The following is a 7,439-nucleotide window of genomic DNA, read 5'->3' as shown; positions in this document are numbered from 1 at the left end:
GAGGCCGCCACGCTCGCCCATGTGCTGGGCTATGTCGGCCCGGTGAGCGAGCCGGAGCTGAAGGGCGAGAGCGATCCGCTCCTGCAGATGCCGGAGTTCCGGATCGGCAAGCAGGGGATCGAGCGCGCCTATGACCCGCTCCTGCGCGGCAGAGCCGGCCTGTCTCGGGTGGAGGTCAACGCGGTCGGGCGCGAGATGCGCGAGATCGACCGCAGCGAGGGTACGCCGGGCCAGGACCTGACCCTCTCGCTCGATCTCGACCTGCAGCGCTTCGCGATGAGCCGCCTGTCGGCCGAGACCGGTGCCGCGGCGGCTTTGCTGGACGTGCGCGACGGGGGCGTCCTGGCGCTGGCCTCGGTGCCGAGCTTCGACCCCAGCCTGTTCCAGAACGGCATCTCGCAGCGCAACTGGGCGAGCCTGCGCGACGACAAGCTGGCCCCCATGGTCAACAAGGCGTTCAAGGGCGAGTACCCGCCGGGCTCGACTTTCAAGATGATGACCGCGATCGCCGGGCTGGAGACCGGGGTGATCAGGCCCGACACCCGCATCCGCTGCACCGGGTCGATCTGGATGGGCAGCATCGAGTTCCACTGCTGGAAGAAGGGCGGCCATGGCGCGGTCGACCTCGCCCAGTCCCTGGAGCGCTCCTGCGACTGCTACCATTACGAGGTGGCGCGCCGGCTCGGCATTGACCGGCTGGCCGAGTACGCCCGGCGCTTTGGCCTGGGCGAGCGCACCGGGATCGACCTGCCGGGCGAGCGCCCGGGCGTGGTGCCCACCGTCGCCTGGAAGCGCGCCACGCTGGACCAGCCCTGGCATCGCGGCGAGACCCTGATCTCCGGGATCGGCCAGGGCTACGTGCTGGCCACGCCGCTGCAGCTCGCGGTGATGACCGCGCGGCTGTGCAATGGCGGCCTGAAGATCGCGCCCTGGCTAGTGCGGGGCGGGGAGCGCCAGCTCGCCTGCTGCACTGCGCTGGAGCCGGTGGGGGTGGCCAGGGAGCATCTGGACGTGGTGCTGGACGGCATGTTCCGGGTCGTGAACAGCCCGTCCGGCACCGCCCGTTCGGCCACGTTACACACGCCGGGCGTGCTGATGGCCGGCAAGACCGGCACTTCCCAGGTCCGGCGGATCACCAAGGCCGACCGCCTGTCCGGCGCCTACAAGCGCAAGGACATCCCCTGGGAGCATCGCGACCACGCGCTGTTCGTGGGCTACGCTCCCCATGAGCGGCCGCGCTACGCGGTGGCGGTGGTGGTCGAGCACGGTGGCGGCGGCTCCGCCGTGGCAGCACCGATTGCCCGCGACCTCCTGGACCGGGCCCTGCAGCTCGACGCGACCATGGCCGCTTCGCCGCGTGCCGACGAGCCGGCCTGAGGAGGCCCGAGGAATGGAGCTCCACCTCAAGGCGCCCACGCTCTCGCTGGCCGACAAGCTCTGGTCGATCAACTGGCTGCTGGTGGCTCTGCTCTGCCTGATCGGCGCGGTCGGCTATGCCGTGCTCTACTCAGCAGCCGGCGGCTCGCCCGAGCCCTGGGCGTTCCGCCACGCCGTGCGCCTGGCGGCCGGGCTCTGCCTCATGCTGCTGCTGGCCCTGGTCGACGTGCGGGTCTGGTTCAAGATCGCTTACCCGCTGTTCGCGTTTGGCGTGGCGTTGCTGGTCGCGGTGGATGTCATGGGCTTCGCCGCCAAGGGGGCGCAGCGCTGGATCGACCTGGGACCGATCCAGCTCCAGCCGTCGGAGATCATGAAGATCGCGCTGATCCTGGTGCTGGCGCGCTGGTTCCATCCGGCCTGGCTGGACGACGTGCGCCGGCCCCTGTTCCTGGTCGTGCCGCTGCTGATGGTGGCGGTCCCGGTGGCGCTCGTGATGGTGCAGCCCGACCTCGGTACCGCGATCACCCTGATCACGTTGGGTGGTACGCTGTTCTTCGCCGCCGGGGTGCGCTGGTGGAAGTTCGCGCTGGTGGTGGCACTGGTGCTGGCGGTGCTCCCGGTAGGCTGGGAGATGATGCACGACTATCAGCGCCAGCGCGTGCTCACCTTCCTCGATCCCGAGAACGACCCGCTGGGTGCCGGCTACCACATCATCCAGTCCAAGATCGCGCTTGGCTCGGGTGGCTTCTGGGGCAAGGGCTACCTCCATGGCTCGCAGGCCCAGCTCAACTACCTGCCCGAGAAGCACACCGACTTCGCCTTCACCACGCTCGCCGAGGAAACCGGCTTCGTCGGCGCCACCGCGACGCTCGCCTTGTTCCTGGGTGTGGTGCTGATGGGCATCCATGCCGCCACGCGCGCGCGCAGCCAGTTCGCCCGCCTCGTGATCATCGGTCTCAGCATGAATTTCGCGGTCTATGCCGTGATCAACATCGCCATGGTGATGGGCCTGATCCCGGTAGTGGGCATCCCCTTACCGATGATCAGCTATGGCGGGACGGTGATGCTCACCGTGCTGATGGGCTTCGGCATCCTCCTGTCTGCCGACGTCCACCGCGACACGCCGATCCTACGCTACCCCAGGCGCTGACGATCCGGCCAGGGCACACCTCCGGAACCCTGGCGTCCATCTACCGATTTCGACAGCATCCGACGGTGGCGATGCTCATGGCCGACGACGAAACCAATCTGGAGCAGGCGCGGCGGCATGTGCGCGAGGCGACCTCGCGTCTTGCCGAGCAGCGGACGCGGATCGCCGAGCTAGAAAGGGACGGCCACGAGGCCACCCGGTCGCGCGAGTTGCTCGTGACCATGGAAGACTCGTTCCGCCTGATGCAGGAACATCTCGAGGTCGAAGAGCAGGAGGCACGACAGGCAGCCGCCGCTTCCCCCGGCACGTGATGCCGCAGCCGGCAACCCGCCGGCGGCAGACGCGGCTCAGGGGGTAAGCGAACCGGCCCCGCTGCCACCGAAACCGTCGAAGCCGCCGCTGGCACTCCCGGCCGTGGGGCCGCCGACGCCGGCACCGCCCACGCCACCCGCCGTTGCGCCGCCGACCCCGGCACTGCCTTCCTCAGCAGCGTTAACCTCGCGCTGCTCGTCCGGGTCCAGCGAGCTCACCGGCCGGTCGACGCAACCTGCCAGGGCCAGCAGCGCAAGTGCCACGGCCGCTCCTGCCCGTCTCGTCGTCCCCATGCCGGTTCTCCATCCAATTCAGTGTAGCAACAATTGCTGCGGACCGGCCGTGGTTCCGGGCGGCGGCGAAAGACCGTTCTCAAACGCACCGGGAACGCCTATGCCCTCCTTGTCCAAGGGGGGTCCCGGCGAGGGGCTGAGAGGTCATTGGCGCGGCGGCCGGCCGTGCAGCATGACGACCCTTCGAACCTGATCCAGTTCACACTGGCGAAGGGATGGGAGCGGCATGGCCATATCGACAGTTTCCTCACGTCCCGATCCGCTGCGCGCCGCAGCGCCGGTGCCGGGACCCGAGGTGGCCCTGACCGTGCCGAGCCTGCGCTTCGACGGGCAGCCTCTCTTCCAGGATCTCTGCCTCACCCTGCCGGCCGGGCGCTGGACCTGCCTGCTCGGGCCATCCGGTGTGGGCAAGACCACCCTCCTGCGCCTGATCGCCGGGCTGGAGCCGGGTGGGCTGGTGCGCGTGGCCGGGCGGGCAGGGCCGGCCGCCGTGGCGTTCATGGCCCAGCAGGACCTGCTGCTGCCCTGGCTCAACGTGCGCGACAATGTCCTGCTGGGCCACCGCCTGCGTGGCATGCCGCGCGGGGAGCGCTCAGCACTGGCAGAGCAGGCGGATGAGCTCCTGGCGCGGGTGGGGCTGGCCGGCTACGCGCAGGCCCGGCCGGCCACGCTGTCCGGCGGGATGCGCCAGCGGGTGGCGCTGGCGCGCACCCTGATGGAGCAGCGGCCGATCGTCCTGATGGACGAGCCGTTCTCGGCACTCGACGCCGTGACCCGCCACCGTCTGCAGGACTTGGCGGCCGAGCTGCTGGAAGGGCGCACCGTGCTGCTGGTGACCCACCATCCCCTGGAAGCGCTGCGGCTGGGCCACCGGGTCTGGGTGCTGGCCGGGCGGCCGGTGCGGCTGGAGGGGCCGATCCGCCCGGACGGCCCGATCCCGCGCGATCCGGCGGCACCGGCACTGCTGCGGCTGCAGGCCCGGCTGATGGGTGAGCTGGTGGCCTCGGCGAAAGCGACGGAGCCGGCATGAGCGCGCTGCGTCCGCTCGGCACGGTGCTGGGCCTGCTGCTCTTCTGGCAGCTTGCCGTGTGGCTCACCGGGGTGCCGCCCTACATCCTGCCGGACCCGCTGGCGGTCGGCCAAGCACTGGTGGGGCGCGCCTCCCTGCTCGCCGGCCATGCCGGGATCACGCTGACCGAGATCCTGCTGGGCTTCGTGCTCGGCAGCTTGGCCGGAGCGCTGGCCGCCCTCCTGCTGGTGGCGTCGCGGGCAGCCAGGCGCTGGCTGATGCCGGTCCTGGTTATGAGCCAGGCCTTGCCGGTGTTCGCCCTCGCACCACTGCTGGTGCTCTGGCTGGGCTTCGGGCTCGGGTCCAAGATCGCGATGGCGGTGCTGATCATCTTCTTCCCGGTGACGCTCACCTTCTTCGACGGGCTCCGGCGCACCGAGACCGGTTGGCTGGAGCTAGCCCGGGTCATGGGTGCGCGGCCCAGCGCGATGCTCTGGCAGATCCGCCTGCCCGCCTCGCTGCCGGCACTGGGCTCCGGCCTGCGCGTGGCCGCCGCGGTGGCGCCGATCGGGGCGGTGGTCGGCGAATGGGTCGGCTCGTCCGGCGGCCTGGGCTTCTTGATGCTGCACGCCAACGCCCGCATGCAGGTCGACCTGATGTTCGCGGCCCTCGCGATCCTGGCGGTCATGGCGGTCGGCCTGTGGTGGGCGGTCGACCGGCTCATGGCGGCACTCGTCCGCTGGCAGCCCGACACCTACCAGAACCCTCGCTGAGACGAAGGAGGCTCATCTTGCTGCGCATCCCGATCCTGGTCCTGGCCCTCCTGCTGACAGCGCTGCCGGCACACGCCGCGGACAAGCTCACAGTGCTCCTGGACTGGTACGTCAACCCGGACCACGGGCCGCTGGTGATCGCCAAGGAACGAGGCTTCTTCGCGGAGGAGGATCTGGAGGTCGAGCTGATCGCACCGGCCGACCCGAACGACCCGCCCAAGCTGGTGGCGGCCAAACAGGCCGACATCGCGGTGTCCTACCAGCCGCAGCTCCACCTCCAGGCGGCGGCCGGCCTGCCGCTGGCCCGCTTCGGCACGCTGATCGACACGCCGCTCAACTCGCTGGTGGTGCTGGCCGACGGCCCGATCCAATCGGTGGCGGACCTGAAGGGCAGGCGGGTCGGCTTCTCCGTGGCGGGCTTCGAGGACGCGGTGTTGGGTACCATGCTGACCAAGCACGGCCTCGGTGCTGCCGACGTCGAGCTGGTCAACGTCAACTTCTCGCTCTCGCCCTCCCTGATCAGCGGCCAGGTCGACGCGGTGATCGGCGCCTTCCGCAATGTCGAAATCCCGCAGATGGCGCTGCTGGGCCATGAGGGCCGCGGCTTCTATCCCGAGGAGGAGGGTGTCCCGCCCTATGACGAGCTGATCTACGTGGCGCACCGGGACGGGCTGGGGCGGCCGGAACTCCTGCGCTTCCTGCGCGCCGTGGAGGCTGCCACCTACTGGATCCTGAACCATCCCGAGGAAGCCTGGGACGTTTACCGCGGCTCCGACCCGCTGCTGGACGACGAGCCGAACCGGGTGGCCTGGGAGGCGACCGTGCGGCGCTTCGCCCACAGCCCGGCCGCCCTCGACCATGGCCGCTACGGGCGTTTCGCCGCCTTCCTCAAGGAGCATGGCCTTCTGAGCGAGACGGTGCCGCTGGCCAGCTATGCCGTGGATCTGTCGGCCGGGCGCTGACGGTCCGGTTCAGGCGAGCCAGGGTCCCAGACGCTCGGCCGTGGCACGGTGCAGCGTCTGGGCCAGCAGCCGGATCCCGCCCTCGACCAACTCGTCGGCCAGCGCTGTCTCCCCCGCCAGGCCGGTGCCGGGTTCGATCGCGCGGCTGCGCGTCGCTTTCGCCTCGGCATGGCCGAGCTCGGCGCCGAACCGGTCGGTGATCAGCAGTTCCGCGGCGAGTTGCAGGCGCAGCGCCCGGCTGGCTTTCAGGCCGAGCTGGCCGGCCAGGCTGCCGCTCCCGGCCAGCGGCTCCTCGGTCAGATTCGCCGTCAGGAGCACTAGCCGCGCATGGGCATCGCCCCCTGCCGCCTCGAGCAGCCCGCCGAGCGCCCGCTCCACCTGCTGCCGGGCCCGCTCCTGCCGGTTCGCCGCCGCAATATCGCCTGGCTGCCCCGGCTGGCGGGGTGCCGGCACGAAGCTGGTAGTGGCGACGCGCAGCCGGAGCGGGGCCAGAGCCGGTGGTGCCACCACCCAGGGTGACGGTGTCGCGCAGCCGGTCGCCAGCCCCAGCGGCATCAGCAGCAGGCCCCGCCGCGCGATGCCGGCCAGACTGCCCCTGTCAGGCTGCTCAGTGCCGGACACCCGTCTCGATCGCATCGACCTCCTCGGCCCGGAAGCGGTAGGTCCGGCTGCAGAACTGGCAGGTGGCGCTGATGGAGCGGTCTGGCTGGCGCATCTCCTCCACCTCCTCAGGCGAGAAGCCGCGCAGGATCGCAGCGAACCGCTCGGCGCTGCACCGGCAGCCATGGGCCAGGGCCAGGGTCGGGTAGACGCGCACCTCCTCCTCGTGGAACAGGCGGTGCAGCACGGTGTCGACGTCCGGCTCGGGGCCCAGCAGTTCCTCGGGCGTGACCGTGCCCAGCAGGACCATGGCGCGGCGCCAGTCATCCTCGTCGTCGTTGCGCAGGACCGCCTTGCCGCCGATTTCCGGCAGGGCCTGCACGACGATCCCGCCGCCCGACCAGCTCCCGCCTTCCCGGCTCACGGCAAAGCGCATGCCGGTGCGGATCTGCTGCGAGCGCTGGAAGTAGGTCAGCATGCAGTCGGTCAGGGTGGCCCCTTCCAGCTCCACGATGCCCTGCTGGGTCTCACCGCCCACCGCCGACTGGTCGAGGGTCACGGCAAGTATCCCCTTGCCGCACAGCTCGCCGATCGTGGTGGCCTGCGGCGGGACTGCCTCGCCGAAGGCGGCATAGCCACGCAGGATGCCGGCATTGGTGCAGTCGGCCACCATCATGGTGACCGGGCCCTCGCCGCGCACTTGCAGGCTGAAGCTGCCGTTGAACTTCAGTTCGCCGGCAAGGGCTGCCGCCAGCATGACGAGCTCGCCCAGCGCCTTTGCCACCGGCTCCGGGTAGTCGTGCCGCTCCAGGATCTCGTCGAGCGCCGGCCCCAGACGCACGGACCGGCCGCGAAGGCCGGTCCGGTCGAGCTGGAAGGGGCGGCTGGTATCGATCGGCACCGAGTTGGTGCTGCTCACGCGCGCGTTCCTTCTACGCACCAAGCGAGGATCGCCTTTTGCGC

At 70.5% G+C, this 7,439-nt stretch carries 9 protein-coding genes and 1 riboswitch; of the genes, 6 read left to right on the top strand and 3 right to left on the bottom strand.

All coding sequences use genetic code 11. The features are described from left to right. The 3 genes from mrdA to EQG76_RS26890 form a co-directional block, all read left to right on the top strand. The coding region (gene mrdA, locus EQG76_RS26900) for a penicillin-binding protein 2 (protein ID WP_159718017.1) at positions 1–1,377 on the top strand (1,377 nt) is incomplete at its 5' end. Between the two features lie 13 nt (positions 1,378–1,390). Next, positions 1,391–2,527, top strand: coding sequence for a rod shape-determining protein RodA (rodA, locus tag EQG76_RS26895; RefSeq protein WP_159718015.1), 1,137 nt, complete (start codon positions 1,391–1,393; stop codon positions 2,525–2,527). Positions 2,528–2,604: 77 nt separating this feature from the next. After that, a complete protein-coding gene (locus EQG76_RS26890) occupies positions 2,605–2,838 on the top strand; it encodes a hypothetical protein (RefSeq protein ID WP_159718013.1) in 234 nt (77 codons plus the stop codon). A 36-nt stretch (positions 2,839–2,874) separates the two neighbouring features. On the opposite strand, the gene EQG76_RS26885 is transcribed toward EQG76_RS26890, so the two are convergent. Further along, positions 2,875–3,132: a hypothetical protein gene (locus EQG76_RS26885; RefSeq protein WP_159718011.1), complete on the bottom strand. Its 258-nt coding sequence runs from the start codon at positions 3,130–3,132 to the stop codon at positions 2,875–2,877. 106 nt (positions 3,133–3,238) lie between these two features. Next, a riboswitch (TPP riboswitch) is annotated at positions 3,239–3,365 on the top strand. On the opposite strand from EQG76_RS26885, the gene EQG76_RS26880 reads away from it, so the two are divergent. From EQG76_RS26880 to EQG76_RS26870, 3 genes are all read left to right on the top strand, one after another. After that, positions 3,359–4,162, top strand: coding sequence for an ABC transporter ATP-binding protein (locus EQG76_RS26880; RefSeq protein ID WP_159718009.1), 804 nt, complete (start codon positions 3,359–3,361; stop codon positions 4,160–4,162). It overlaps the preceding riboswitch by 7 nt. Then, positions 4,159–4,914, top strand: coding sequence for an ABC transporter permease (locus tag EQG76_RS26875; RefSeq protein WP_159718007.1), 756 nt, complete (start codon positions 4,159–4,161; stop codon positions 4,912–4,914). The genes EQG76_RS26880 and EQG76_RS26875 overlap by 4 nt, the downstream gene beginning before the upstream one ends. A gap of 17 nt (positions 4,915–4,931) precedes the next feature. Then, positions 4,932–5,876: an ABC transporter substrate-binding protein gene (locus EQG76_RS26870; protein WP_159718005.1), complete on the top strand. Its 945-nt coding sequence runs from the start codon at positions 4,932–4,934 to the stop codon at positions 5,874–5,876. Positions 5,877–5,885: 9 nt separating this feature from the next. Here EQG76_RS26870 and EQG76_RS26865 read toward each other — a convergent pair whose 3' ends face one another. Together EQG76_RS26865 and hslO are read right to left on the bottom strand one after the other, a co-directional pair. Continuing rightward, entirely contained in the window at positions 5,886–6,512 is a 627-nt protein-coding gene (locus EQG76_RS26865; protein ID WP_159718003.1) for a hypothetical protein, read from the bottom strand. After that, complete coding sequence (gene hslO / locus EQG76_RS26860; RefSeq protein WP_159718001.1) at positions 6,484–7,395, bottom strand: Hsp33 family molecular chaperone HslO; 912 nt, start codon at positions 7,393–7,395, stop codon at positions 6,484–6,486. The genes EQG76_RS26865 and hslO overlap by 29 nt, the downstream gene beginning before the upstream one ends. Positions 7,396–7,439 lie beyond the last annotated feature (44 nt).

It is taken from the genome of Geminicoccus flavidas (assembly GCF_009806515.1).
In the GTDB taxonomy this organism is placed as follows: domain Bacteria; phylum Pseudomonadota; class Alphaproteobacteria; order Geminicoccales; family Geminicoccaceae; genus Geminicoccus; species Geminicoccus flavidus.
This window is presented reverse-complemented; position numbering and strand designations above follow the sequence as displayed.